General features: G+C 69.4%; 21 protein-coding genes. 13 read left to right on the top strand and 8 right to left on the bottom strand.

What is annotated here, in order from left to right; genetic code table 11:
- Positions 1-5: 5 nt before the first annotated feature.
- A complete protein-coding gene (locus PGB26_RS12355) occupies positions 6-1,001 on the bottom strand; it encodes an asparaginase (protein ID WP_271637924.1) in 996 nt (331 codons plus the stop codon).
- 40 nt (positions 1,002-1,041) lie between these two features.
- Between PGB26_RS12355 and PGB26_RS12350 the strand changes: the two genes are divergently transcribed.
- The gene (locus PGB26_RS12350) at positions 1,042-1,530 is read left to right on the top strand and encodes an OsmC family protein (protein WP_271637923.1); all 489 of its coding nucleotides are present in this window, start codon (positions 1,042-1,044) and stop codon (positions 1,528-1,530) included.
- Positions 1,531-1,532: 2 nt separating this feature from the next.
- Here PGB26_RS12350 and PGB26_RS12345 read toward each other — a convergent pair whose 3' ends face one another.
- Complete coding sequence (locus tag PGB26_RS12345) at positions 1,533-2,321, bottom strand: lysophospholipid acyltransferase family protein (RefSeq protein WP_442922986.1); 789 nt, start codon at positions 2,319-2,321, stop codon at positions 1,533-1,535.
- A gap of 159 nt (positions 2,322-2,480) precedes the next feature.
- On the opposite strand from PGB26_RS12345, the gene PGB26_RS12340 reads away from it, so the two are divergent.
- Positions 2,481-3,395, top strand: a complete 915-nt coding sequence (locus tag PGB26_RS12340; RefSeq protein WP_271637922.1) for an FKBP-type peptidyl-prolyl cis-trans isomerase — start codon at positions 2,481-2,483, stop codon at positions 3,393-3,395.
- A gap of 61 nt (positions 3,396-3,456) precedes the next feature.
- Positions 3,457-4,539: a 1-deoxy-D-xylulose-5-phosphate reductoisomerase gene (gene dxr / locus PGB26_RS12335; protein WP_271637921.1), complete on the top strand. Its 1,083-nt coding sequence runs from the start codon at positions 3,457-3,459 to the stop codon at positions 4,537-4,539.
- Positions 4,540-4,596: 57 nt separating this feature from the next.
- On the opposite strand, the gene PGB26_RS12330 is transcribed toward dxr, so the two are convergent.
- Positions 4,597-6,207: a Mur ligase family protein gene (locus PGB26_RS12330; RefSeq protein WP_271637920.1), complete on the bottom strand. Its 1,611-nt coding sequence runs from the start codon at positions 6,205-6,207 to the stop codon at positions 4,597-4,599.
- An 87-nt stretch (positions 6,208-6,294) separates the two neighbouring features.
- On the opposite strand from PGB26_RS12330, the gene PGB26_RS12325 reads away from it, so the two are divergent.
- A complete protein-coding gene (locus PGB26_RS12325) occupies positions 6,295-7,608 on the top strand; it encodes a M50 family metallopeptidase (protein ID WP_271637919.1) in 1,314 nt (437 codons plus the stop codon).
- A gap of 107 nt (positions 7,609-7,715) precedes the next feature.
- Here the strand turns inward: PGB26_RS12325 and PGB26_RS12320 are convergent, their stop codons facing one another.
- A complete protein-coding gene (locus PGB26_RS12320) occupies positions 7,716-9,596 on the bottom strand; it encodes an anthranilate synthase family protein (protein ID WP_271637918.1) in 1,881 nt (626 codons plus the stop codon).
- Positions 9,597-9,790: 194 nt separating this feature from the next.
- Complete coding sequence (locus PGB26_RS12315; RefSeq protein ID WP_271637917.1) at positions 9,791-11,035, bottom strand: HNH endonuclease signature motif containing protein; 1,245 nt, start codon at positions 11,033-11,035, stop codon at positions 9,791-9,793.
- A gap of 134 nt (positions 11,036-11,169) precedes the next feature.
- On the opposite strand from PGB26_RS12315, the gene ispG reads away from it, so the two are divergent.
- Positions 11,170-12,300: a flavodoxin-dependent (E)-4-hydroxy-3-methylbut-2-enyl-diphosphate synthase gene (gene ispG / locus PGB26_RS12310; protein WP_271639662.1), complete on the top strand. Its 1,131-nt coding sequence runs from the start codon at positions 11,170-11,172 to the stop codon at positions 12,298-12,300.
- A 17-nt stretch (positions 12,301-12,317) separates the two neighbouring features.
- Positions 12,318-13,172 (top strand): hypothetical protein, encoded by an 855-nt coding sequence (locus PGB26_RS12305; RefSeq protein WP_271637915.1) that lies wholly within the window; start codon positions 12,318-12,320, stop codon positions 13,170-13,172.
- A gap of 74 nt (positions 13,173-13,246) precedes the next feature.
- Here PGB26_RS12305 and PGB26_RS12300 read toward each other — a convergent pair whose 3' ends face one another.
- Positions 13,247-13,768 (bottom strand): hypothetical protein, encoded by a 522-nt coding sequence (locus PGB26_RS12300; protein ID WP_271637914.1) that lies wholly within the window; start codon positions 13,766-13,768, stop codon positions 13,247-13,249.
- 130 nt (positions 13,769-13,898) lie between these two features.
- Between PGB26_RS12300 and PGB26_RS12295 the strand changes: the two genes are divergently transcribed.
- Positions 13,899-14,648 carry an alpha/beta hydrolase gene (locus PGB26_RS12295; protein WP_271637913.1) on the top strand — a complete coding sequence of 250 codons (750 nt, stop codon included), beginning with the start codon at positions 13,899-13,901 and terminating at the stop codon, positions 14,646-14,648.
- Positions 14,649-14,671: 23 nt separating this feature from the next.
- On the opposite strand, the gene PGB26_RS12290 is transcribed toward PGB26_RS12295, so the two are convergent.
- Together PGB26_RS12290 and PGB26_RS12285 are read right to left on the bottom strand one after the other, a co-directional pair.
- A complete protein-coding gene (locus PGB26_RS12290) occupies positions 14,672-15,523 on the bottom strand; it encodes a phosphotransferase (protein WP_271637912.1) in 852 nt (283 codons plus the stop codon).
- Positions 15,520-16,941 (bottom strand): RNB domain-containing ribonuclease, encoded by a 1,422-nt coding sequence (locus PGB26_RS12285; protein ID WP_271637911.1) that lies wholly within the window; start codon positions 16,939-16,941, stop codon positions 15,520-15,522. Before PGB26_RS12285 ends, PGB26_RS12290 begins: the two co-directional genes overlap by 4 nt.
- A 79-nt stretch (positions 16,942-17,020) precedes the next feature.
- Here PGB26_RS12285 and PGB26_RS12280 point away from each other — a divergent pair, with 79 nt between their 5' ends.
- The 6 genes from PGB26_RS12280 (at position 17,021) to infB (ending at position 24,914) form a co-directional block, all read left to right on the top strand.
- Positions 17,021-17,791, top strand: coding sequence for an isocitrate lyase/PEP mutase family protein (locus PGB26_RS12280; RefSeq protein ID WP_271637910.1), 771 nt, complete (start codon positions 17,021-17,023; stop codon positions 17,789-17,791).
- 41 nt (positions 17,792-17,832) lie between these two features.
- The gene (locus PGB26_RS12275) at positions 17,833-19,587 is read left to right on the top strand and encodes a proline--tRNA ligase (RefSeq protein ID WP_271637909.1); all 1,755 of its coding nucleotides are present in this window, start codon (positions 17,833-17,835) and stop codon (positions 19,585-19,587) included.
- Positions 19,588-19,629: 42 nt separating this feature from the next.
- On the top strand, positions 19,630-20,664 hold the full coding sequence (locus PGB26_RS12270; protein ID WP_271637908.1) for a TIGR00730 family Rossman fold protein: 1,035 nt from the start codon (positions 19,630-19,632) through the stop codon (positions 20,662-20,664).
- A 79-nt stretch (positions 20,665-20,743) separates the two neighbouring features.
- A complete protein-coding gene (gene nusA, locus PGB26_RS12265; RefSeq protein WP_271637907.1) occupies positions 20,744-21,727 on the top strand; it encodes a transcription termination factor NusA in 984 nt (327 codons plus the stop codon).
- Positions 21,728-21,787: 60 nt separating this feature from the next.
- Positions 21,788-22,060: a YlxR family protein gene (locus tag PGB26_RS12260; protein WP_271637906.1), complete on the top strand. Its 273-nt coding sequence runs from the start codon at positions 21,788-21,790 to the stop codon at positions 22,058-22,060.
- 94 nt (positions 22,061-22,154) lie between these two features.
- Positions 22,155-24,914 (top strand): translation initiation factor IF-2, encoded by a 2,760-nt coding sequence (infB, locus tag PGB26_RS12255; RefSeq protein ID WP_271637905.1) that lies wholly within the window; start codon positions 22,155-22,157, stop codon positions 24,912-24,914.
- Positions 24,915-24,948: the final 34 nt, after the last annotated feature.

Genomic DNA, 24,948 nt, shown 5'->3' with positions numbered 1-24,948 from the left:
GGGCGTCAGATGCCGGAACCGGGACGAATCATGCCTACGGGCTGACCGCCGCCGAGCACGTCGAGCGGCAGCGCCGTCGCGAGAGCGGCGACGTCCGCCTCGGTGAGCGCTCCCGTGCGCGCGAGCAGGGTCGCGGCCACGATCGCCGATGCGCGGCTGCTGCCGTCGAGGGTCTTCAGCGCAACGGTCGTGTTGTCGGGGGCGATCATGACCATCACGCCCTCGGCGCCGTGCTTGGCGAACACGCCGAGCGTCTCGATGGCGATGGTGTCCGGCTCGCCCGGTCCCGCGATCGTCCACGGGTTCTCGCGCACGGCCCGCACGAGCGCGCCGGCGACCCGGTGCAGGGCGAACGGGGAGCGCTCGGAGGCCGAGCCGATCCGGTGGAGCGCCCGCGCGAGACCGAGCAGAGTGATGGCGTGCACCGGCGCGCCGCACCCGTCGATCGCCGTGTGGGCGATCTTCTCGCCGGCGAGGCGCTCGACGACATCGCGGATGTGCACCTGCAGCGGGTGCGCGGTGTCGAGATATCCCTCGGTCGGCCACCCGGTCGCGACGCAGGCGCGGAGCATCAGAGCGTGCTTGCCCGAGCAGTTCATCCGCACCCGCGCCTTGTCGGCGTGATCGCGGAGCATGTCGCGCCGTGCCGTCGAGTCAGAGGGCCATGCGGCTGGGCAGCCCAGGTCGTCCTCGTTGAGCCCGCCGGCGGCGAGCATCTCGCGCACGACCTCCACGTGCCGATCCGTGCCGCTGTGGCTGGCTGTGCCGAGCGCGAGCTGCTCGCCCTCCAGCGTCGCACCCGCCGTCACACTGGCGATCGCCTGCAGCGGCTTCAGGCTCGAGCGCGGCAGGATCAGGGCCTCGGCATTGCCGTGCTGTGCGATGACCTCCCCTTCGGGGGAGAGCACGACCGCGGCGCCCGCATGGCGGGACTCCACGAAGCCGTTGCGCTCCACGATCGCGAGTTCGACGGCGTCAGCGATGGTGAGAGTCTCGAGCACCACACAAGCCTAATGCGCCGCCGGATGGCACAATGGCGCGATGGCCCCGCTCGGCGAACACCACTACGCGCTCACCACCACCTGGACGGGAAACCGCGGCACCGGCACGAGCGGCTACCGCGACTACACCAGAGACGTCACGATCGGCATCCAGGGCAAACCCGACCTGCTCGCCTCGGCAGACAAGCCGTTCCGCGGCGACCCCGGCCGGTGGAACCCGGAGGACCTGCTTCTGGCCGCCCTGTCGGAATGCCACCTGCTGTCGTACCTGCATGCGTGCGTCACCGCGGGTGTGGTGGTGACCGACTACCGCGACGACGCGACGGGAGTGATGCGCGAGGACGGCCGGGGCGGGGGTGCGTTCACAGAGGTGACGTTGCGACCTCGAGTGCAGGTGGCCGACGAATCGATGCTCGACGCGGCCAGGAGGGCGCACCACACCGCACACGAGTGGTGCTTCATCGCCAACTCGGTGAACTTCCCCGTGCATCATGAGGCGACGGTCATCGTGGCGCCCGCGCCGGCCTGAGCTCAGCGGCGCTCGTGGGGGAGCGCCTGCCTGATCTTCTCGATCGGGGTCTGCGCGGGCGGCTCGTTGTACACGCCCGCGAGCTCCTGCCCGCTGAGGGCGTGGATGGCGGCCATGATCTCGTCGGTGGCGAGTCGGCGAGCCCGTCCGCTCGTCGCCGGGCCGTGCGTCGACACGTCGATCGGGGTGCCGAAGCGCACAGTGACGCGCTCGCTGAGCGACGGCATCTTCGCGCCCTTCGGCATCATCCTGTCGGTGCCGATGAGGCCGACGGGAACGACGGGAGCCCCGGTCTGCAGGGCCAGGAAGGCCACGCCGGTGCGTCCCTTGTACAGCCGGCCGTCCGTAGACCGGGTGCCCTCGGGATACAGGGCGACGGCAAGGCCGTCGTCGAGCAGCTGGCGCTGCTGGTCGAGCGCGTCGAGAGCGGCCTGGCCGGCCCCCCGGCGCACGGGGATGGCCCCGACGGACGTGAAGAAGTCGCGCGAGATGGCGCCCTTGAGCCCGGTGCCCTCGAAGTAGGTCGACTTCGCGAGGAAGTGCACGGGGCGGGGAGCGGCGATCGGGATCGCCATCGAGTCGATGAACGACAGGTGATTGCTGGCGAGGATCACCGCGCCGGTGAGCGGCACGTTCTCGCGCCCCTCGATGCGGGGCCGGTACACGACCCGCGCCACGGAAGCCGCGAGCATCCGTCCGACCTTGTACTTGAAACCGGCCTGGCGGGGGGATCGGTGCCGCGGCGTCTCGGGTTCGGGATCCGCGGGGATCGCCGGCTGCTCAGAACTCACCGGAAGAGCCTATCTTCCGGCGCATGCCCGCCGCGGAATGACGGCGTGCGGGTCGGGCACTCAGGGACGGCAAAGCACGGTGCGTCAGGATGGGATCTTCCCGTTCCGCGAAACCGAGGTCTCATTTTGCGTCTGCGCCCCCTCACCCTTGCGTCCACCGTGGCCGTCACCGCACTGCTGCTCACCGGCTGCTCCGGAGCACAGGACGAGTCGAAGTCCGCCGATTCGAAGGGCGGCGCCGACGTCTGCGCGCAGGTCGCCGCGCCCGGCGCGCTCACCGACAGCGTCGACGTCAGCGGCGAGTTCGGTCAGCCCGCGAAGATCACCGTCGCGAAGGATCAGAAGGTCGATGACGTGCAGCGCACGGTCATCTCCGAGGGCGAGGGCGAGAAGGTCGGGGAAGGCGATTACATCGCCTACGCGATGAGCGCCTTCGATTCCAAGACCGGTGACCACCTCGGTGACATCGGCTACACCGAGGGCGAGCTGCTTCCGCAGGACGCGCTGGCGAACCAGGCGCTCGCCGAGGCGGTCGGCTGCTCTCCGGTCGGCACGCGCGTCGCGTTCGCGCTGCCCGCCTCCGACGGCGCAGAGTCGCAGCTGTACATCATCGACGTGCTCGACAAGGTGCCCACCGCCGCGTGGGGCGCGAAGCAGGAGCCGGTCGACGGGATGCCGACCGTCAAGCTCGCCAAGGACGGAGAGCCCGATGTGGCCGTCCCCGCCGGCGACGCCCCCGACGAGCTGAAGATCTCGGTGCTCAAGCAGGGCGACGGGCCCGAGGTCGCCGACGGCGACACCACCCTGCTGCAGTACTACGGCGTCGACTGGGAGAGCGGCGAGAGCTTCGACTCGTCGTGGTCGAAGGGCGCGCCGTACGCCGCACCTGGCAACACCTACGTGCCCGGATTCGTACAGGCGCTCGCCGGACAGAAGGTCGGATCCCAGGTGCTCGTCGTCATCCCTCCGGCTCTCGCCTACGGCGACGACCCGGAGGGCCACGAGCTCGGCGGCAAGACCCTCGTGTTCGTCATCGACATCCTCGCGACGCAGCACGCACCCGCCGCGCAGTGATCCGCTGAACGAGAGGGCGGTGATCCGACAGGGTCGCCGCCCTCTCGCATAGGCTGACGGCATGCGTCGCGTCATCGTCCTCGGCTCCACAGGCTCCATCGGCACCCAGGCGCTGGATGTGATCCGCGCGAACCCGCGCCGGTTCGAGCTGGTCGGCATCGCAGCGGGCAGCAACGCCGAGCTGGTCGCCGAGCAGGCACAGCAGTTCCAGGTCGAGCACACCGCTCTCGGCGCTGTCGAAGCCGAGCAGCTGGTGCGCGACGTGGACGCCGATGTCGTGCTGAACGCGATCACCGGATCGATCGGCCTCGGGCCGACGCTCGCGGCCCTTCGAGCAGGACGCACGCTGGCTCTCGCCAACAAGGAGTCGCTGATCGTCGGCGGTGAGCTGGTGCGCGCGGCGGCGGCGGCGGATCAGATCGTCCCGGTCGACTCGGAGCACTCCGCCCTCGCCCAGGCGCTGCGCGCCGGCACACGTGGCGAGGTCCGCAGGCTCGTCGTCACGGCATCCGGCGGGCCGTTCCGCGGTCGCTCGCGCGCCGAGCTGGGTGACGTGACGCCCGCGCAGGCGCTCGCGCATCCGACCTGGGACATGGGGCGGATGGTGACCACCAACTCGGCCACGCTCGTCAACAAAGGGCTCGAGGTCATCGAGGCGCATCTGCTGTTCGACGTGCCCTACGACGACATCGAGGTGGTCGTGCATCCGCAGTCGATCGTGCACTCGATGGTCGAGTTCGTCGACGGCTCCACCATCGCACAGGCCTCTCCGCCCGACATGCGCCTGCCGATCTCGCTCGGCCTGGACTGGCCGCACCGTGTCGGCGGCGTCGGCCGACCGCTGGATTGGCGGACCGCGACGTCATGGACGTTCGAGCCCCTCGATGACGAGGCGTTCCCCGCCGTCACCCTCGCGAAGGCGGTCGGTCGCGCCGGCAGCACGTTCCCGGCGGTCTACAACGCCGCCAACGAGCAGGCTGTGCACGCCTTCCACGAGGGGCGGCTGACGTTCCTCGGCATCGTCGACACCGTGCGCCGGGTCGTGGATGCCCACGATGCGCCGGACGAGCTGACCATCGAGGCGCTCGCCGAGGCCGAGGCCTGGGCACGAGCAGAAGCGGATGCCCTGATCGCCGCGTCCTGATCGGCCGGAGCCAGCGCAGATGCCCCGATGCCCGACGCTCAGTCGGCGCAGGGGAGCTCAGTCGGCGTAGGGGACGGGCCAGTGCGATTCGGGCGTCGGCCAGCCGGCGGCGATGAGCGCCCGGCGGGCCAGCTCGCGGGCCGAGTACGGCGTGCGGACTCCGCGGATGTCGCGGTAGTCCTGGTGCCCCGGCCCGGCCCAGAGGATGGCATCCCCTTCGCCGACCAGCCCGACGGCGGTCACGATCGCGTCCTCCGGAGGAGACACCTCGTGGATCTCGGCATCCGGTCGTGCGCGACGCGCGCCCTCGACGAGGGTGGCGCGGATCGACGCGGCATCCTCGAAGCGGGGGTGGTGATCGGTGACCACGAGGATGTCGCTGCCCTCGACCGCGGTGCGGGCCATGTCGAAGCGCTTGGTGGCGTCGCGGTCGCCGTCGGCGCCGAACAGCATGAGCACCTTGCCCGGGGTGACTCGGCGCACGGCGGCGAGCGTCTTCTCGAATGCGTCGGGGGAGTGCCCGAAGTCGACGTATACGGCCGGGCCGGTCTCGCCCGAGATGAACTGGGTGCGCCCGGGCAGGTGTGCGACGATGTGCCCGTCGCGCTCGAGCGCGTCGGTGATGCGCTCCCAGTCGTACCCGCCCTCCAGCAGCATGACGATCGCGAGTCCGGCGTTGGCCGCCATGTGCGGTCCGATCACCGGCACGACGGTCGACAGCGTGCGCCCGGCAGGACCGGTGAGCGTGAACGCGGTGCCGCTGGGGCGTTCGTCGTCGATCGAGACGACCCAGTCTGCGCGTGAGGCGGCATCGGGATCGGCCGCGATCGCCGGCGTGCCGACGGTGACGACGGGGACGGTGGCGCGCTCGACGACGACGGCTCCGGGAGCGGAGTCCACGCTCACCACCGCGCGACGCGAGCGCTCCGGAGTGAACAGCGGCAGCTTCGCTTCGAAGTACTCCTCCATGTCGGCGTAGTCGTCGAGATGGTCGTGCGAGAGGTTGGTGAATCCGGCGACGTCGAACATGATCCCGTCGACGCGGTGGCGCGACAGGGCCTGCGCGCTGACCTCGACGGCGACGGCTTCGACCTCGCGCTCGCGCATGAGGGCGAGCAGGGCGTGCATCTCGGATGCCTCGGGCGTCGTCAGACGCGACACGATGACCTCGCCCGCGATGTGACGCTCCGCCGTGGACGACAGACCCGACACGACACCGATCTGATCCAGCAGCCCTTGCAGCAGGTGCGACACGCTCGTCTTGCCGTTGGTGCCGGTCGTGCCGAACAGCAGCGGCAGCGGGTCGCCCGCCCCGGTGCCGTACACCCAGGCGCTCAGCGCACCCAGTACCCCGCGCGGGTCGTCGACGACGACGACCGGCAGGCCGGCCGGGGCGGCGATCTGCGCGCCTGCCTCGTCGGTGATCACCGCGACCGCGCCCTGCTCTGCCGCGATCTGCGCGAACTCGGCACCATGGCGATTGACGCCCTGGATGGCGACGAAGGCCTCACCCGCGCGCAGGTCGGCGGTGGCGAGGGTGATGCCGCTCAGCTGAACGCCGTCGATGTCACCCCGGACGTCTCGGGCGAAGCGGTCGGCCAGCTCCGTCAGCGCACGACGGGGTGGGTCGGCCGGACGAAGCACAGGGGGCAGTGATGTCGTGGTCATATCCCGTCCATGATCTCACGCGGCCCGGTCGCCCCCGGCGTTCGGGGGATCCAGGGGATTCCTCAGACCTGCCACTAGCGTGGTCGGGTGGAGATCCTGCTGTACCTGGGCGGCGTCGTGTTCATGCTGATCGGCCTCGGCCTGTCGATCGGCCTGCACGAGGTCGGGCACCTGCTGCCCGCGAAGCTGTTCGGCGTACGCGTCGGTCAGTACATGATCGGCTTCGGTCCGCGGCTGTGGTCGAAGCGGATCGGCGAGACGGAGTACGGGTTCAAGGCGCTGCCGCTCGGCGGCTTCATATCGATGTCGGGGATGTACCCGCCGTCGGCGAAGAGCACCCCCGCTCGCGGTCTGTTCGCCTCCCTCGTGCAGGATGCGCGCACCGCCAACGACGAGACGATCGCAGACGGCGACGAGGATCGCGTCTTCTACCGCCTGCCGGTCTGGAAGCGCGTGATCATCATGCTCGGCGGGCCGGCGATGAACTTCGTGCTCGCGATCGCCATCTTCACGATCATGGCATCCGGGATCGGCATCCAGCAGGCCAGCACGACCGTCGCGTCGGTGACCGAATGCGTTCTTCCCGCCGGCACGACGCAGCAGAGCTGCGAGAGGGATGACCCTGCCGCACCCGCGGCGCAGGCGGGTGTCCAGGCGGGCGATGTGCTCGTCAGCGTCGAAGGCGAGCGGGTCGACACCTTCGCAGAGGCCTCCGCGATCATCCAGCGCTCGCCGGGCGAGCCGCTGGATCTCGTCGTCGAACGCGACGGTCAGCGGGTGGATCTGACGCTGACACCGGTGGCCGCGGAGCGCGGTGAGGTGGATGCCGAGGGCCGCGCGGTTCTCGACGAGCAGGGCGAGCCGGTCACGCGCACGGTCGGGTACGCGGGCATCTTCGCGCAGAGCGAGTACGTGCCGCAGCCGATCGCCACCGGTCCTGAGCTCGCGCTGCAGCAGACCGGGGCCGTCGCCTCTCTCGTGGTCAACCTGCCCGCGAAGCTGTGGAACGTCGGCGCCTCTCTCGTGACGGGGGCCGAGCGCGACCCGAACGGTCCGCTCAGCGTGGTCGGCGTCGGTCGTCTGGCCGGCGAAGTGGCCGCCACGGATGCCCCGGTGCTGAACCGCCTTGTCGTGCTGATGAACCTGCTCGCGGCGCTGAACATCGCGCTGTTCGTGTTCAACCTCATTCCGCTGCTGCCGCTCGATGGCGGGCACGTCGTCGTCGCTCTCTGGGAGGGCGTCAGACGCGCGTGGGCGAAGATCACCGGGCGCGCGGCTCCGAAGCCCGTCGACGCGACCCGGCTCGTTCCGGTGACCGTGGTCGTGGCGGTGCTGCTGATCGGCATGGGCGCGCTGCTGATCGTGGCAGACCTCGTGAAGCCGATGAGCCTGCTGGGCTGAGTCTGTCAGCAGAGTCTCCGCGGCTGACCCTCTCAGCAGGCTCTGCCTGCATCTGACCCTCTCAGCAAGCTCTGCCGTCATGAGTCTGTCGGGCAGAGCCTCGCGAGTCAGGCGAGGGCGTGGGCGGCGAGCCGTTCGAGCGTCTCGAGTCCGTCGCGCGACAGTATCGACTCGAGGTGCCCCTGCACGGACGCGAAGCGCTCGCCACGCAGCGCGTAGACGTCGCCACTGGAGGCATCAGCCGACACTTCGGCATCCGCCACCGAAGTGGTGCCGGGTGCGACCCGGGCGGTGAAGGTGTTGTAGAAGCCGACCGAGGCGTCCTGCCCGAAGACCGGAACGGTCTTCTGCACGCCCTGATGCGGTGCATCGAGCGGCACCAGGTCGATGCCGAGCCGGTCAGCGAGGATCTGATGGCTCAGGCACACGGCGAGAAGCGGTGCCCCTGCGTCGCGACGGCGCGCGACGACCTGCTGCATGCGCGCTATGCGCGGCGAGGCGGCGTCGCGGGGATCGCCCGGCCCTGGGCCTGCGACGACGAGGTCTGCGGCATCGATCGCGCTGTCGGTCACGACGTCCCACGCGGCGATCTCGACGTCGAGTCCCAGGTGGCGCAGCTGGTGGGCGAGCATGGTGGTGAAGCGGTCTTCGGCGTCGACGACCAGCGCACTCCGACCGGCGAAGCGGCCACCGGGGTGGGCATTCTGCGGCTGCATCCAGAAGTCGGCGAGGCGAGTGTTTCGGGACGCCAGCAGAGCGGCGACCTCGGGGTCGTCGGCCAGCCGCGTCTCGCTCGGTGCGTCGTCATCCCGCGCCTCGGCAGCACGGTCACGCTCGATCGCGCCGATTGCGCCGAGCACGCCGGCCGCCTTGCCGTGCGTCTCGCTGACCTCGCCGAGCGGGTCGGAGTGGCGCACCAGCGTGGCACCGACCGGCACTCGCAGCTGCCTGTCGGAGAGATACACCGTGCGGATGAGGATCGGGGCGTCCAGATCGTGTCCGCCCTCGCCGTTGGGGGTGAAGAGCGCGGCGACGCCCGAGTAGTAGCCTCGCGGAGACCGTTCGTGTCTGCGGATGACCGCGCACGCGTTCTGCATCGGCGATCCGGTCACGGTGGGGGCGAACATCGTCTCGCGCAGGATGTCACGCGGATCGAGGCGACTGCGGCCGCGCAGCATGTACTCGGTGTGCGTGAGTCGCGACATCTCCTTGAGGTGCGGGCCGGTGATCCGCCCGCCGTCCGAGCAGACCTGGCTCATCATCTTGAGCTCTTCATCGACGACCATGAACAGCTCTTCGGTCTCTTTGGTCGAGGAGAGGAACTCGGTCAGCGATTCGCGAGTCGATCCGCCCGCCGGGTGGCGGAAGGTGCCCGAGATGGGATTCATGGTCACGACGCCGTCGCGTGCGACGACGTGCGCCTCGGGACTGGCGCCGACGGCGATGTGGCCCGGGGTGATGACCGCGAACGTCCAGTACGCCCCGCGCTCGTGCTCTAGCAGGGCGCGGAACCAGGTGAGGGCGGCCGTGCGGTCGTCGGCGTCGAACCTCGCGCGGTAGTCGCGACGGATGACGAAGTTCGCCCCTTCGCCCCTGCCGATCTCATCGGCGATGACGCGCTCGACGATGTCGGCGTAGTCGTCATCGGAGATGTCGAAGCCTCCATCGCTGAGCGCGATCGGGCTCTGCGGGAGGGCGGCGATCAGCTCGGCCCTGTCGATCTGCATGTGCTCGTCGACGAGCAGGCAGCGCAGGGGCGTGCCGTCGTCCTGCGCGTCGAACCCGCGCTCGCGCACCTGGCGGTACGGAACCAGGGCGAACACCTCGCGAGGTCCATCTGGGCCGTCGAGCGGGATGTCGGCGAGATGATCCACATCGGCGATATCGCCCGTGAGCAGGTCGATGCCGCCCTCACGCGCGATCAGCACGAACGATGCGTCGTGATCGGCCGTGAGCTCAGCCAGTCGGGCGAGCGGAACTGCGGTCATCGGTGTCTCCTCGGTCGGGGATCCGGTGCGGACAAGAAAAAGACCGCCCCGGAAGGCGGTCTGATCTCGTGGGTACGCGAATCACCGCCTAGAAGGCGGGCCACCAGGTGCGGGTCGCGGACATACCGTGAAATTAGCACATCGCGCGGGGCGCGATCGGGCGTATGACGGACACGGTGCCCGCTTCCAACGGTTCAGAAGGGTGGTGGTGCGGTGCTGGTGTATCCGGTGGGGGAGACGATCTGGACGGTGCGGTCGGGTCGGGTGCGATAGCGGACGCGGGTGCGATGTCGGATGGTGTGGTCGCGCGGGCAGAGTGGTCGCAGTTGCGTCAGATCTGTGGTCCCGCCTTCGGCCCAGGGGCGGTCGTGGTCGAGGTCGGCGTCGAGGGCGAGGCGGGTGCATCCGTCGCGGGAGCAGGTGCCGTGGTGCAGGGTGAGCCAGTCGCGTTGTGCTCGGGTGGGGCGGTAGGTGCGGCGGTCCATGTCGACGACCACGCCCTTGACGGGGTCGGTGATCACCCGGCGGAAGCCGCGGGCATCGAGGAAGAGCTGCTTCGCCGTGAGTGGGTCGATGCTGTCACCGCCGACGATCGAGGCGGACTCGACGGCGACGGGTTCGCCGGCGAGGAGTTGGACGGGCACGGTGACGAAGATCTTCGTCTCCACCGCCGTGGCGGTGCCGATGCCGCGCAGCCAGGCGCTGAACAGGTCGGCACGGATCTGATCCCGCGTGCGCCCGTCGCGCCTGTCTTTCTGGGTGTGCTTGGCCGTGGCGGTCAGGCGCCGCATCACCGCGACGGCTTCGTGAGTGGGCACGAGCGCGGTGATCCAGGACATCCCGTCGCCGGCGGGGGAGCGGCCGACATGCCGGTCGGCCATCGCACGGGTGTGCCGACGCGCGGCGCTGTCGCCGGTGATCCGGTCGACGAGCCTCTTCGCCCGCTGCCGCAGCACCGCCGATGAGCAGGTCAGCACCCACTCGTGCGCCGCTCGGTCAAGCGTCGCGAGCGCGGCGGCCTCGGCATCCTCGACCTCCCGCGGCGCACCCACCGGGGAGGCGAGCGCGCCGGCGGCGGTGACGATCACGCCGACGTTGTGCATCGACGCGAACCCGTCACGGGCGCGCTGCCACAGCAGCGGCAGATCCCGCGTCGCGGTCTCCGCGACAGAACACAGCTCCCGCACCCGCTCCTGCGAGATCCGCAACCGCAGCGACAGCTCCAGAACAACAGCCCGCTCCGCCATCTGCACATCCGCGTCGATCGTGTAGACCTCCGGATGCCGACGCGCGAAATCCACCGCCTCCACCACCCGCTGCGCCTGACGCGCCGCATACCGATTCGCGTCCACCTCCGAACAGGTCACGTCATCGAGAAGCACCCCCAGCACATCACCCGCCGACTGCGGCATCGGCCCGGACTCCTCATCGATGAGCATGCCACCAGTATAGAACAAAGATTCGATAGAGTCCATACTCTCGTGGATGTCGTGACGGACACGAAGAGGCCCGCTTCCAGCCGACGTCGATCGGGCGGCGGTAGCCTGGACGCGTGCCTGCAGTGAATCTTGGGATGCCGCGCGTCCCCGAAGTCCTCGCCCCGCGTCGCAAGTCCCGTCAGATCCGGGTCGGCAAGGTGCTCGTCGGCGGAGATGCCCCGGTCAGCGTGCAGTCGATGACGACGACCAAGACCACCGACATCAACGGCACGCTGCAGCAGATCGCCGAGCTCACGGCATCCGGCTGCGAGATCGTTCGCGTCGCCGTGCCGTCGCAGGACGACGCCGATGTGCTTCACATCATCGCGAAGAAGAGCCAGATCCCGGTGATCGCCGACATCCACTTCCAGCCGAAGTACGTGTTCCAGGCGATCGACGCCGGGTGCGCGGCGGTGCGCGTGAACCCCGGCAACATCCGCAAGTTCGACGACCAGGTCGGCGCGATCGCCAAGGCCGCGCAGGCGGCCGACGTCTCGCTGCGCATCGGCGTGAACGCCGGGTCTCTCGACCGCCGACTGCTCGAGAAGTACGGCAAGGCAACGCCGGAGGCTCTGGTCGAGAGCGCGGTGTGGGAGGCCTCGCTCTTCGAGGAGCACGACTTCCACGATTTCAAGATCTCGGTCAAGCACAACGACCCCGTCGTCATGGTGAAGGCGTACCGCCAGCTTGCCGAACGCGGCGACTGGCCGCTGCACCTCGGCGTGACCGAAGCGGGCCCGGCGTTCCAGGGCACGATCAAGAGCGCCACCGCATTCGGCATCCTGCTGGGCGAGGGAATCGGCGACACGATCCGCGTCTCGCTGTCGGCGCCGCCCGCAGAAGAGGTGAAGGTCGGGCATCAGATCCTGCAGTCGCTGAACCTGCGCGAGCGCAAGCTCGAGATCGTGTCGTGCCCGTCGTGCGGTCGTGCGCAGGTCGACGTGTACTCGCTCGCCGAAGACGTCACCGAGGGGCTCAAGGACATGACGGTCCCGCTGCGTGTCGCCGTGATGGGCTGTGTCGTGAACGGCCCCGGCGAGGCGCGTGAGGCTGACCTCGGCGTCGCATCGGGCAACGGCAAGGGCCAGATCTTCGTCAAGGGCGAGGTCATCAAGACCGTCCCCGAGGCCGATATCGTCGCCACGCTCATCGAAGAGGCCAACCGCATCGCAGCCGAGATGGGCTCCGACGCACCGCTCGGCACCGCCCAGGTCATCACCGGCTGAGCCGGCGAGAGGAAGCCATGCAGTCGACGCTCGTCTCGTTCCCCGATGGCGCACTGACCGGCGAGGGCGAGGTGCTTCTCGTCGATCAGACCGCCGCGATCGTGGTGGTGGACGCCACCCCGTTCCATCCTGTCGACCACACCTGGCCCGACCAGCCCGGCGACGCCGGGTTCATCACCGCCGGTGACGTGCAGGTGCGTGTGACCGAGGCCGTCATGGCTGCCATCAGTGATGAAGGTGCCTTGGCCATCGGAGCCGACATCCCCGTCAAGCGCGGTGGGGAAGGCTGGACGTGGATGGTCGGCCACCGGACCGAGGGAGCGATCCCGGCAGATATCGCCGTCGGCGCCTCCGTCACACTGACAGTGGATGCCGATCGCCGGGCGTCGCTGAGCCGAGGCCACACCGCGTGCCATCTGGCATCTCTCGCGCTCGACGCGGCGCTGGCCGACCTGTGGCGCAAGGAGATCGGCACCGATCCCCTCGGCAATCCCGACTTCGAGGGGAAGGCGAATCAGTCCAGCCGCATCCACGCCGACGGCAGCGTCGACGAGTACCGTCTGGGCAAGAGCCTGCGCAAGGCCGGGTTCGACTCGGAGGGCTTCGCCGCCACGCTCGCCGAGCGTGAGACGCAGATCAACGAGACGCTCGCCGGCTGGATCGCCTCGGCGGGTCGGAGTCGCATCGATGTCGACGGGCCGAGCATCATCGACCGTCGCACCTGGCGCTGCACGCTGCCCGAGGGCGAGGTCGGATTCCTTTGCGGTGGCACGCACGTGCGGTCGCTGGCCGAATTCTCCTCCATCAGAGTCGCCCTGGATCTGAGTGACCCGCAGCTGCTCGTCATGACGACGACGGTCACGCCGGCCTGATCACCCGTCTTCACGCGGGACGAGACAGGCCAGTGAATGGGTCGCGCGAACCTCGGAGACACTGAACATCCGTCTCATCGTCGGAAGCCCGCCTGCACGCGTCCGCCGGCACGATCGAGTTCCGCGTGAACCTGCTCGGCCAACGCGGCATGATCCCCGGACACCAAGGGTTCGGCGAGCGCTTGTGCGCGCGTCGCGTCCCACTCGCGCAGGCGCCGGGGAAGCCATTTGCCCGTTCCGATCCACTTTCCCGTCAGCAGCAGCATGAGCTCTGCCGTCCGCTCGAACAGCAGACCGGAGATCACCTGCTTCTCGAGGGGATCCGTCGCATCACGCAGATCGTCGAGCAGGTCGGTGATGATGTATCGGCGAAGCCGGGATTCGGCATCCGCCAGCGTCGGCCCCTCAGCCAGTCGGTCTGCCCAGAACGTCCGCAACGCGTCGAGAGTCCGATCTCGGCGCACCGGGAAGCCGTGCACGAGCATCTCCACGATCACGGGTCGAAAGCGCTCCATATCTCGCGCGGCCCATTCGGCGAAACCGTCCGCGGTGTATGCGAACACCTCGAATATCTCACCCGCGAAGGAGTACGTCACCGCCTCACCGGATCGATCGTCACCGGACAGGTCGTCGCCGATCAGATGCGGCGGTTCGCGTACTCTTCACGCCGCGCGGATCGGCGGCCCCGGCGCATGGCCCTGGTGACACCCATGCTTGACTGAGCGGATGCTGCTGAACGCCGTCGTCACCGGGCCCGCCGACGCCGAACGCAGCGTCCTCCTGCTGCACGGCATGATGGGATCGTCGGAGAGCTGGTGGCGAGTCAGCGAACGGCTCGCGGCACAGGGCACGCGCGTGATAGCGCTGGATCTGCCGGGCCACGGGCTGTCGCCGCGCGATCCGCGAGGCTCGGTCGGCTCGGCTGCGGATGCGGTGGTTGCGACGGTCGCCGCGCTCGCGCACCGGCATCGGCTCATCGGCCATCCTCGTCGACTCGCCGGCATAGGACACTCCTACGGCGGAACCGTCCTGAGCGCCGCAGCGGCGCGCCTCGCCCTCGACACGCAGGTCTACGTCGACACCGTATGCGCGTTCGCCGGGGGCGGCGACGTCAGCGAACTCACCACGCAGTACGAGGCAGACCGTCGCGCACGTATCGACGCCGATCGGCTGCGACAGAGTCGATTCTTCTACAGCGCTGACGACGCGGTCGTCGAGGCCAGGGCGGCCTGGCGCTTCGATCCGGCGACTGCGGCATCGGTGTCATCGGAGTCGGACGTCGATCACCGTCCTGGCGCCGGTGCGATCCTCGTTCGGGCGCATCCGAGCCGGTTCGTCTCCGACGACGACGCGAACGCACTGCGCCTCGCCGGCGTCGACGTCCGAGCCATCGACGGCGCTGCCCATTCCATGTGGTACAGCCATTTCGAGGGCTTCGTCGAGGCACTACCGGAGATATTCCGCCCGAATGCTTAGCGGTGCGGAGCAGCAGCGGCGGATCAGAACGCGGCGAGCGCCTCTGCGATCATCCGGTGCCCCTGCGCCTCGAAGGCCTCGTCGCCGACCTGGAACGCCCAGCAGGCCGTGCCGATGGCCTCACGAAGGGCATCCATCCGCCAGCGGTCCGGGATGCGGGGATCGCCGCCGTAGCCAGTGAAGAACGCAGCCTCAAGGGTCGGGTCGTCTCGCCACTGCTGCGCGGCGAGTCGGGCGAGATCGGAGGCGGCGGGGCGGAACGCGAAGCGCCCGAAGTCGATCACCCGCACCGTACCGTCGTCAACCAGCCAATTGCGCGGCTGCCAATCGCCATGGGTGGGCACGACCGTCACCGGGGCTGCGGGATCTGCCAGGAGGACGCCTCGCGCGTGCGCTGCGGATGCTCGATCCACCCGGTGAGTGCCGTCCAACCAGGCGAGGGCGCGCTCATTCGCCCGGCGCTCATATACGGCATCCGTGCGCTGCTCGCGGTCGTGCAGCCGCCGCAGCAGGTTCCCCGCCTGAACGTAGGTGGACGGATGCCCTTCGGCGTCAGTCCCCTCGACCAGCTCACCAGGCAGGTGCGCGAGCACCATCACCCGCTCGTCAGCGGAGCTGTCGAGCAGCCGGGCAGCATGCCCGGTCGCCTCGAGAGGCGCCGTCCACCCCACGTGGGCGCTGATCTCACGGCCGATGTGGTGATTCGCCGGGCCGCCTGCCTTCACGATGACATCGCCGTCTGTCGTGCGCACGTGCAGCACCACTGAGTCCGACGAATCCCACGACAGGTCGTCGATCAGCGTCGGCTCGGACAGACGCGCGTGTACCCATGCCGCCTGAGAGCGCTGCAGGCGACCACCATGCCAGCTGTTCACGCGGCGAACTCCACCTCGCCGTGGGCGATGTCGACGGCGATCAGGTGAAGCTGCACGTGCGAGCCCGGCTCGGCGTCCGCGGGCACGGGTGCCGTGGCCGTCACGGCGGGTTCCGCGATCTGCACCGCGGCGCGATCCTCGCCGCGCAGCTCGATGACCGTGGCGTCGATCCGTGTCCCGACCAGCGGCTGCAGCAGCGCCGCCTCGACACGGTTGAGGGTCTCGGCATCCAGCCGCGACGCCCGTTGCGCCGACTCCTGCATGAGCGACGGCAGCTCCGCGAGTGAGTCGCGTGCCCAGTCCGGCGCGGGTCGGCCCTGCGATACGGCCTCGCAGATCGCCAGCGACCACCGGTCGACCAGTCTGCGCAGGGGAGCGGTGGCGTGCGCGTAGGGTGCGCCGATCGCGGCCTGTTCGAGGTCACCGTCGGGCAGTCGCCCGTCGAAGGTGACGTAGCCGGCGCCGCGGAACAGCGACGCCGCAGCCTCGAGAACGGGCAGCGTCAGCGGATCGTTCTTGTCGAGCGCGCGCAGGTACTCGCCGTACCGGCCGTCCTTCCACGGCCGCCCCAGCGCTTCGGTCTGCCGGCGGAAGCGCGCGAAGGCCTGCTCGTCCGGCTGCGGCATGGTGCGCAGCACGCCCACCTTCGCGTCGATCATCAGCTCGGCCGCTGCCATCCCCGTCAGAAGCGACAGCTGCGCGTTCCAGTCCTCGACGGCCAGTGGGTGGCGGCGCTCGATGTCGTAACGGCCGTCCGCGCGCTGCACGACCTCCTCATCAGGCAGGTTAAGACTCGCGCCACCGCGTTCGGCCTCCTGCACTCGGCGCAGTTCGCCGATCTCCCGCAGCAGAGCGAGATGGTGATCTCCGTCCCGATCGACGGATGCCTGTGCCGAGACGTAGTCGAGCTGCGCCCGCGACCGGATGAGGGCGCGCTCGAGCCGGAAGTCCGTCTTCGACCCCTCGGCGTCGAGGGTGAACGTCCACACGAGCGCCGGCCGCTCGGCATCCGGAAGCAGCGACGCGCGATCCTCGGACAGCACCCGGGGGTGCAGCGGGATGCTGCCGTCCGCGAGATAGAGGGTCTGCCCGCGCAGGCGGGCCTGCGCGTCGACGGCGCCACCGGGCGTCACGAAGCCGGGCACATCGGCGATCGCGTACCGCACCTGGTAGCCCGAGCCGGCGCGCTCGAGGTGGAACGCCTGGTCGAGATCCTTCGAGCCCAGCGGGTCGAGAGTGGCGAAGGGCACGTCGCGCAGATCCAGCTCCGGCGTCGGCGCGCTCGCCGCCTCGGCTTCGGCGACCGCCTCAGGTGGGAACTCGACGGGCGCCTCGATCCCCTCGCGTAGCGCGGTCAGCGCCTCAGCGAGCTCGCTCTGCGCGGCGGAGGGCGAAACGTGTGATCGACGCTGAGGCATGCGTCCACCCTATGCAGAGCCCTGGAGATCTCGGGTGACAGCGGCCCCCGCACCGCGCCACGCGCACTACCGTGAGGGCATGACGAATGCTGACAAGGCCCGCACCCTCATCGACCTGTACGACGCCCCCGAGATCCTCCGCGTCGTCAACATCTGGGACGTCGTCTCAGCGAAGGCCGTCGCCGCGCTTCCCGAGACCAAGGCTCTCGCGACGGCCGGTCACTCGATCGCGGCGACCTTCGGCTACGCGGATGGCCAGATCCCACGCGACCTCATGATCGACTTCGTCGGACGCATCGCCGCCGGTGTCGACCTCCCCGTCACCGCCGACCTCGACGACGGATACGGCGACGCCGGCGAGACCACCCGGCTCGCGATCGGCGTCGGCGTGGTGGGCGCGAACATCGAGGATCGACTCGCGCCGTTCGCCGAATCCGTCGCGAAGGTCGAGGCGATCGTCAAGGCCGCGGAGGCCGAAGGCGTGCCGTTCGCGCTCAATGCCCGCACGGACGCGATCGTTCGCGGCGGCGACAAGCCGCTCGCCGACAAGCTGACGGATGCCGTGCAGCGCGGTCGCGCGTTCATCGAGGCGGGGGCGACCGCCGTCTTCGTCCCCGGGGTGCTCGACGCCGATGCCACCCGCACCCTGGTCGACGGAATCGGCCGCAACAAGGTCAGCGTCATCGGGCTGCCGGGAGCGCTCACCGCAGCCGAGTACGAGGCATTGGGCGTCTCGCGCATATCGTACGGGCCGATGACGCAGCGTGTCGCGCTCACCGCACTGCAGGACCTCGGAACCGATCTGTGCGCGAACGGCGTCATCCCGGAGAGCACCCGAGCCCTGAACTGACCACGACGGGACGGGTGACCGCGGGTCACTAGACTTGCCCCGTGGTCACTCGTCTCTCGAACTTCTTCCTCCGCACGCTTCGCGAAGACCCGGCCGGCGCCGAGGTCGCCAGCCACAAGCTGCTGATCCGCGCCGGGTACATCCGGCCGCAGGCGGCGGGCATCTTCGCCTGGCTGCCGCTGGGCCTGCGGGTGAAGGCGAGGATCGAGACCGTGATCCGCGAGGAGATGGCCGCGGCGGGAGCCCAGGAGGTGCACTTCCCGGCGCTGATGCCCCGCGAAGCATACGAGGCCACCGGACGGTGGGACGAGTACGGCGACCTGCTGTTCCGGCTGCAGGATCGCAAGGGCGGCGACTACCTGCTCGCGCCCACCCACGAAGAGGCGTTCACCCTGCTCGTGAAAGACCTGTACTCGTCGTACAAGGATCTGCCGCTGACGCTCTATCAGATCCAGGACAAGTACCGCGACGAGGCCCGTCCCCGTGCAGGGCTGCTGCGCGGCCGCGAGTTCACCATGAAGGACGCCTACTCCTTCGACGCCTCCGACGAGGGCCTCGACGCCAGCTACATGGCGCAGCGCGACGCCTACGAGCGCATCTTCCGGCGCCTCGGCCTCGAGTACGCGATCGTGCAGGCGGATGCCGGCGCGATGGGCGGCTCGCGAAGCGAGGAGTTCCTGCACCCGACGCCCGTCGGAGAGGACACCTTCGTGCGCAGCGAGGGCGGCTACGCCGCCAACGTCGAGGCGTACACCACCACCGCTCCGGATGCCGTCGGCTGGGAGGGCGTGGGACCGGCGACGATCTTCGACTCACCCGACACGCCCACCATCGAAACCCTGGTCGCGCACTCCAACGCCGTGCTCGACGGGGAGTACACGGCAGCGGACACCCTGAAGAACGTCGTGCTCGCGCTGACGCACCTCGACGGCTCCCGCGAGCTCGTGATCGTCGGCATCCCCGGCGACCGCGACGTCGATCTCAAGCGCGCGGAGGTCGCCTTCGCACCCGCCGAGGTCGAGGCCGCCACCGACGCGGACTTCGAGCGGAACCCGCTGCTCGTCCGCGGCTATATCGGACCGTGGTCCGCGACCGGGCCGGTGCTCGGCGAGGAGTCGGCCACCGGCATCCGGTACCTGGTCGACCCCCGCGTCGCCGACGGCACCCGCTGGATCACCGGTGCCAACATCGACGAGAAGCACGCGCACACCGTCGTCGCCGGTCGCGACTTCACCGCCGACGGCACCGTCGAGATCGCGAACGTCCGCGACGGCGACCCGGCGCCCGACGGGTCGGGCCCGGTCTCGCTGGCCCGCGGCATGGAGATCGGCCACGTCTTCCAGCTCGGGCGGAAGTACGCGGAGGCGCTGGGACTGAAGGTGCTCGACCAGAACGGCAAGCTGGCCACGGTGACGATGGGCTCGTACGGCATCGGCGTCACCCGCATCCTGGCGATCATCGCCGAGCTGAACAACGACGACAAGGGGCTCATCTGGCCCGCGTCGGTTGCCCCGTTCGACGTGCAGGTGGTCGCCGCCGGTCGCGATCAGATCGCCTTCGACGTGGCTGAGGACATCGCGAACCGACTCGAGGCCGCCCGCCTCGATGTGCTCTACGACGACCGGGTCAAGGTGTCGCCCGGTGTCAAGTTCGGCGACGCCGAGCTCGTGGGCGTGCCGAAGATCGTGATCGTCGGCCGCGGGGCGGCCGACGGGCAGGTCGAGCTGTGGGACCGCGCCAGCGGTGCGCGGGAGTCACTGTCGGCCGACGAGGCGGTCGCCCGACTCACCGCGTGAGTTCTGCAGGCCGCCTCGGGAGGGCTGTGCGAAGGTGGAGGCATGACGGACGCCGCACTTGACGAAGACCTGCGCCGGCAGATCACCGCGCTTCTCGATGAAGCAGGCATCCGCACCGAGCGGGGTCTCATCGCCCGGCTGCTGCAGACCTCGCTGTCGCTGGGACAGGAGGGCACCGACCGACTCGATCTGAAGATCGCCTCGGCTGCACTGCAGGAGATGCACAACGCATTCCGTCTGTTCCAGCCGTTCCACCACGTGCCCAAGGTCACGGTGTTCGGCTCCGCACGCACGGGTGAGGACGACCCGCTGTACGTGCAGGCCCGCGACGTGGCGTCGGCCCTCGCCGACGACGGCTGGATGGTCGTCACCGGCGCCGGGCCCGGGATCATGCAGGCGGCGGCCGAGGGCGCCGGATCGAAGATGTCTCTCGGCGTGTCGATCCGCTTGCCGTTCGAGGAGCGCGCGAACACGATCGTCGCCGAGAGCACGCAGGTCGTGTCGATGAAGTACTTCTTCACCCGCAAGCTCATGCTGATCAAGGAGTCGCGCGGGTTCATCTGCCTGCCCGGCGGCTTCGGCACCATGGACGAGATGTTCGAGCTGCTCACCCTGCAGCAGACCGGCAAGGCCGAGCCGATGCCGATAGTGCTCCTCGACGCGCCCGATGGCACATTCTGGAGCGGACTGAAGCGCTTCGTCGACGAACACCTCGCACCGGCCGGGGTGATCTCACCGCATGACCTCGATCGCGTGCTGATCACCGATTCGGTGGACGAGGCGGCCGCCAGCGTCACCGGGTTCTGGAGCAACTACGACTCGCTGCGCTGGGTCGACGATCTGCTCGTGCTGCGTCTGGTGCACGCTCCGACGGATGCTGAGATCGAGAGCCTCAACGAGCGCTTCGGGCACATGTGCGAGTACGGACGCATCGAGCGAACCGAACCTCTCGACGTCGAGCGCAGCGCGGGCGACGTCGTGGAGTTGCCCCGCCTGGCCCTGCACCTCGAGCAGCGCAGCGTCGGCCAGCTCTACGCCCTGATCCGGGCCATCAACGAGCTGCCCTCGGCGAGCTGAGCCGCGCCGGATCGGCTATTCTTGTCTGATGCCCGCGGAGCACCTGTCCGCGGTGAGAGCTGAATAGAGGAGACCGCTGATGGACATCGAACTCGCCCTGCTGCGTGGAATCGAGAAGGAGAAGGCGATTCCCTTCGACGAACTCGTGTCGATCATCGAGCAGGCCATCCTCACCGCCTACGGCAAGCACGTCTCGGAGGACGGCTCCGTTCCCGCCGGAGTGCGGGTCGAGCTCGACCGCAAGACCGGACACGTCGCAGTCCTGCAGCCCGTCACCGACGAGGAGGGCGCGGTCATCGGCGAGGAGGAGGCTGCGACCGAGAATTTCGGCAGGATCGCGGCCTACGCCGCCAAGCAGGTCATCAGCCAGCGGCTGCGAGACATCGCCGACGACGCCGTTCTCGGCGAGTTCCGCGGCAAGGAGGGCGACATCGTCGCCGGCGTCATCCAGCAGGGTCCCAACCCGCGCATGATCCACGTCGACCTCGGCACTGTCGAGGCCATCCTGCCGCCGGAGGAGCAGGTGCCCGGTGAGGACTATGGGCACGGACGTCGCCTGCGTGTATACGTGACCAGCGTCGCCAAGGGCGCCAAGGGTCCGCAGATCACCGTGTCGCGCACCCACCCCGGCCTCGTGCGCAAGCTCTTCGCCCTCGAGGTGCCCGAGATCGCCGGCGGCCTCGTCGAGATCGTCTCGCTCGCCCGCGAGGCGGGCCACCGCACCAAGATCGCGGTCAAGGCGAACGATCCCTCGGTGAACGCCAAGGGATCGTGCATCGGCGAGATGGGTCGACGCGTCCGTGCTGTGACAGAGGAGCTCGCGGGGGAGAAGATCGACATTGTCGACCACCACCCGGATCTGGCGACCTTCGTCGCGCACGCCCTGTCACCGGCGAAGGTGACCTCGTCGTTCGTCCTGGACGCGAGCACCAAGGCCGTGCGTGCACTGGTGCCCGACTACCAGCTGTCGCTCGCCATCGGTAAGGAGGGGCAGAATGCCCGCCTCGCCGCCAAGCTGACCGGCGCCAAGATCGACATCCAGCCCGACAGCGTGATGGAGTGAGCAGCGCCGACCTGCCCGCCGGCGGGGCGGCGGGCGTCGGGCGACGCGCTGAGGTGTAAGATGGAACCTGTACGAACGTGCGTAGGTTGCCGCGGTCGTGCCTCTCGATCCGCCCTGATCAGGGTGGTCGTGCAGAACGACCGGCTCGTCGTAGACGAGAGGGCTGCTCTGCCGGGGAGGGGCGCATGGCTGCATCCGACGCCCGAGTGCCTCGACACCGCGCTGCGGAGACGGGCCTTCGCACGAGCACTCCGCGTGCCGCCGTCCATCGGATTCCCCGAGGCGGAGGACGCGCAGACCATCCAACGGTACTTCCACCGGAACAAAGGCTGAACGGCTATGGAAACAAAGTGAACGGCTCGAAATGAGACCCGTCCGCGACTAGTGGTCTGCCCTGCCTGGGCGGACCGACCCAGACAGGAGAATTGTGGCTGCCAAACCACGTGTGCACGAGATCGCCGCTGAACTCGGCGTTGACAGCAAGTTCGCACTCGCGAAGCTCAAGGAGCTCGGCGAGTTCGTGAAGAGCCCGTCTTCGACGGTGGAGCCCCCGGTGGCGCGCAAGCTGCGCGCTGCGATCGAGGCCGACCCCAACGCGAAGCCGGCCGAGAAGACCGAGGCGAAGCCGGCGGCGAAGTCCGCGGTCACCTCGCCCAAGGCGCCGACCCCCGGACCCAAGCCGGGTCCCGCCAAGAAGACGGCTCCGGCCGAGGCCGCCGTCGAGACGCCCGCTGAGCCTGCCGCTCCCGCGGCGACGTCCGGCGCGCCCACGCCCGGACCCGCCAAACCGTCGGCTCCCAAGCCCGGTGGCAGCGCCCCCGCGGGTGACAGCGCCCCGAAGCCCGGCGGTGCCCCGAAGCCCGGCGCCCCGCGCCCCGGCAACAACCCGTTCTCGTCGGCTCAGGGCATGGGGCAGCGCCCCGCAGGCCCTCGCCCGGGCAACAACCCCTTCGCCTCGGCTCAGGGCATGGGCCAGCGACCCACCCCCGGCAACATCCCGCGTCCGCAGGCTCCGCGTCCTGGGTCCCCCCGCGTCGGCGCCCCGCGTCCCGGTCGTCCCGGTGGCGCGCGCGGCGGTCAGGGCGGACGTCCCGGTGCACCGTTCCAGCAGCGTCCCGGCGCTCCCGGCCGTCCCGGCGGCGCCGGTGCAGGTGCAGGCGGCGGCTTCCAGCGTCCGGGCGGCGGCTTCGCCGGTCGTCCCGGCGGCGGCGGTGGCCGCGGTCGTGGCCCCGGTGGCGGAACCGCAGGCGCCTTCGGCAAGGGCGGCGGCAAGAGTAAGCAGCGCAAGTCGCGTCGGGCGAAGCGCCAAGAGTTCGAGATGCGGTCGGCGCCGGTCGTCGGCGGCGTCAACGTCTCGAAGGGCAACGGCGAGATCATCCGTCTGCGCCGCGGCGCATCCATCGCGGACTTCGCCGACAAGCTCGAGGCTCTGAACGGCTACACCGTGCAGCCTGGCACCCTGGTGACGATCCTGTTCAACCTGGGTGAGATGGCCACGGCCACCGAGTCGCTCGACGAGGCGACCTTCGAGGTGCTCGGCGAGGAGCTGGGCTACAAGATCCAGATGGTCTCGCCCGAGGACGAGGACAAGGAGCTCCTCGAGGGCTTCGGCCTCGACCTGGCGGCCGAGCTCGAGGCCGAGAGCGACGAGGATCTCGAGATCCGCCCGCCCGTGGTCACGGTCATGGGTCACGTCGATCACGGTAAGACCCGACTGCTCGACGCGATCCGCCAGTCCAACGTCATCGAGGGCGAGGCCGGCGGCATCACGCAGCACATCGGTGCATACCAGATCTGGACCGAGCACGACGGCATCGACCGTGCCGTGACCTTCATCGACACCCCCGGTCACGAGGCGTTCACCGCCATGCGTGCCCGTGGTGCTCAGGTCACCGACATCGCGATCCTGGTGGTCGCCGCCGACGACGGCATCATGCCGCAGACGGTGGAGGCGCTCAACCACGCGCAGGCCGCCGATGTCCCGATCGTGGTCGCCGTCAACAAGGTCGACAAGCCCGAGGCCAACCCGGCCAAGGTGCGCCAGCAGCTCACCGAGTACGGGCTGGTCGCCGAGGAGTACGGCGGCGACGTCATGTTCGTCGACGTCTCGGCTCGCCAGGGCACGGGTATCCAGGAGCTGATCGACGCGGTCCTGCTGACCGCCGACGCGGGTCTCGACCTGACGGCCAACCCGAACAAGGCAGCCCGCGGTGTCGCCATCGAGGCGAAGCTCGACAAGGGCCGTGGTTCGGTCGCCACCGTGCTGATCCAGTCCGGAACGCTGCGCGTCGGCGACGCGATCGTCGCCGGCACCGCGTACGGCCGCGTCCGGGCGATGCTCGACGAGAACGGCGAGTCGGTCTCCGAGGCCTTCCCGTCGCGCCCGGTGCAGGTGCAGGGTCTGAACTCGGTGCCGCGCGCCGGTGACGTCTTCATCGTCACGGACGAGGACCGCATGGCGCGCCAGATCGCTGAGAAGCGTGAGGCCGTCGAGCGCAACGCCCTGCTGGCCAAGGCCCGCAAGCGCATCTCGCTCGAGGACTTCACCCGGGCGCTCGAAGAGGGCAAGGTCGAGACGCTCAACCTCATCATCAAGGGCGACGTCTCCGGTGCCGTCGAGGCGCTGGAGGAATCGCTGCTCAAGATCGAGGTCGACGACTCGGTTCAGCTGCGCATCATCCACCGCGGCGTCGGTGCGATCACCGAGTCGGATGTGAACCTGGCGACGATCGACAACGCGATCATCGTGGGCTTCAACGTCCGCCCCGACACCAAGGCCCGCGAGGCCGCCGCCCGCGAGGGCGTCGACGTGCGGTTCTACTCGGTGATCTACTCCGCGATCGACGAGATCGAGAACTCGCTCAAGGGCCTGCTCAAGCCCGAGTTCGAAGAGGTCCAGTCGGGTGTGGCCGAGATCCGCGAGGTGTTCCGCTCCTCGAAGTTCGGCAACATCGCCGGTGTCATCGTCCGCTCCGGAACGATCACGCGCAATGCCAAGGCGCGCGTCATCCGCGACGGCGTCGTCATCGCCGATGGCCTGGCCATCGAGTCGCTGCGTCGCTTCAAGGACGACGTCACCGAGGTCCGCACGGACTTCGAGGCGGGTATCGGCCTGGGCAAGTACAACGACATCCAGATCGGCGACGAGATCGAGACCACCGAGATGGTCGAGAAGCCTCGCGGCTGATCCATACGGCACGATGAGGGGCGCCTGCGGGCGC

It is taken from the genome of Microbacterium sp. nov. GSS16, assembly GCF_028198145.1.
Classification (GTDB): Bacteria; Actinomycetota; Actinomycetes; order Actinomycetales; family Microbacteriaceae; genus Microbacterium.
The sequence above is the reverse complement of the archived record's forward strand: the minus strand, read 5'-3'. Positions and strand labels throughout refer to the sequence as shown.